This is a genomic window from Gluconacetobacter sp. (assembly GCF_047721585.1).
GTDB lineage: Bacteria > Pseudomonadota > Alphaproteobacteria > Acetobacterales > Acetobacteraceae > Gluconacetobacter > Gluconacetobacter dulcium.
The window spans coordinates 1-1,644 of record NZ_JBDNXE010000257.1 but is presented as its reverse complement, the minus strand read 5'-3'; the positions used below and the strand labels follow the sequence as shown (position 1 = coordinate 1,644).

Here is a 1,644-nt window from a genome sequence, read left to right as displayed (position 1 = left end):
CCTTCGGCGGTGGTGGCGAGGCGGGGGGCGCGTGCGGGCGGGGCGCCGCACAGCAGATCCAGGAAGATGCGGGCGGCCTCGGGATTGCCGCGCAGGATCGCGGCCCGGCGCTCCCACCGGATCAGCTTGTGCATGGCCATGGGATGGATCGGCAGCTTGCGCGTGCGCGCCCATTCCAGCAGGCGCATCATCTGGATCGGATCGTCGTCGAGCGAGGTGCCGCGCTCGGGCAGGATCTGGCCGTCCAGCACCGTGAAGCCGGCGTCGCGCATCGCGCTGTCGGCCTGCGGGGCGTTGGCGCTCGGCCCCAGGGCCTGGCGCATCACCGCCGGTTCCAGCACATGGGTGAGGCGCATGACCTCGCGCACCGTCAGGAAATAATGGCGCATGAACCGCTCGACCCCGACCTGACGGCCGTGGCGGGTGTAGCCCATGCGGGCGCCGACCACGGGCTGGACATCGAAGGTCAGCCGTTCCTCGGCGCGGCCGGAGATGTAGTGCAGGTGCAGCCGCACGCTCCACAGGAAGTTCCACGACCGGCGGGCGCGCTTGGCCTCCTGCTCGGTCAGCAGGCCCAGGCTGCTGAAGCCGGGGGCCAGCAGGTCCGACACATGGCGGGTGCCGAAGGTGTAGCGGCACATCCAGTACAGCGTTTGCAGGTCGCGCAGGCCGCCGCGCCCTTCCTTGACGTTGGGCTCCACCAGGTAGGGGCTGTCGCCGAAGCGGTGGTGGCGGGCCGTGCGTTCGCGGCGTTTGTCGGTGATGAAGCGGGCGGCCCCGGCTTCGACGCACGCGACGATGTAGCGGGCCTCGAACATCGCGAACAGCGCGTCGTTACCGGCCAGCAGGCGGGCGTCCAGCAGGGTGGTGCGGACGGTGGTGTCGGCCTCGGCCTCGGCGATACATTGGGGGATCGAGCGGGTGGCGTGGCCGACCTTCAGCCCCAGGTCCCACAGGAAATACAGGATATATTCGACCACGCGGCTGACATCGGCCGAGGGGTCGTCGGGTGTGAGGAACAGCAGGTCGATATCGCTGAAGGGGGCCAGCATGCCGCGCCCGTAGCCGCCGGTCGCCGCTACCGCGAGGGTCGGCCGCCCGGAGTCCGGCGCGAAATCCAGCGCGTGCTCCATGGTGAAATCGACCAGGGTGCGGATCATGCCGTCGGTATGGGCCGCCAGTTGCTTGGCGGCGGAGGCGCCGTGGAGGCGGTGGGCCTCGAATTCCTCGCGCACCGACGCCTGGAAGCGGGCGAGATGCCGGCGGAACAGGCCGATCGCCACCTCGCGCGGCACGGCAGCGCCCGTTTCCGGTGACAGGAGGGAGGCCGCGAGGCTTCGGGTCAGGTCCCTGACGGACAGGGAAGGAGAAGACAGAGTCGACATCGCGGCGTGATCGGTTTCCTGAAAATGTTTGCGAGCGGCCAGCCGGCCGATCCCGGCGGCCTGTTTCGCAAGCCGTCCGTCATTCTATCCGTGGTCCAGATGTCGCGATTCTTCAAGCATCAGTTTCTTGAGCGCGTAGACCATGTCCAGCGCGCCGCGTGGCGTCAAGGCATCCGGATCGAGCTGTTCGAGCATTTCGCGCACCGCTTCGGGCACGCCGGGGGGGGCTGTATCGACCGGTTCCGGCGTGGTCGGGGCG

General features: G+C 69.2%; 1 protein-coding gene. It reads right to left on the bottom strand.

Going from position 1 to position 1,644, the window contains the following annotated elements; genetic code table 11:
- Window positions 1-1,385, bottom strand: a 1,385-nt coding sequence (locus ABF821_RS20960; protein ID WP_415531469.1) for a nucleotidyltransferase domain-containing protein, incomplete at its 3' end; no start/stop codon positions are given.
- Window positions 1,386-1,644: the final 259 nt, after the last annotated feature.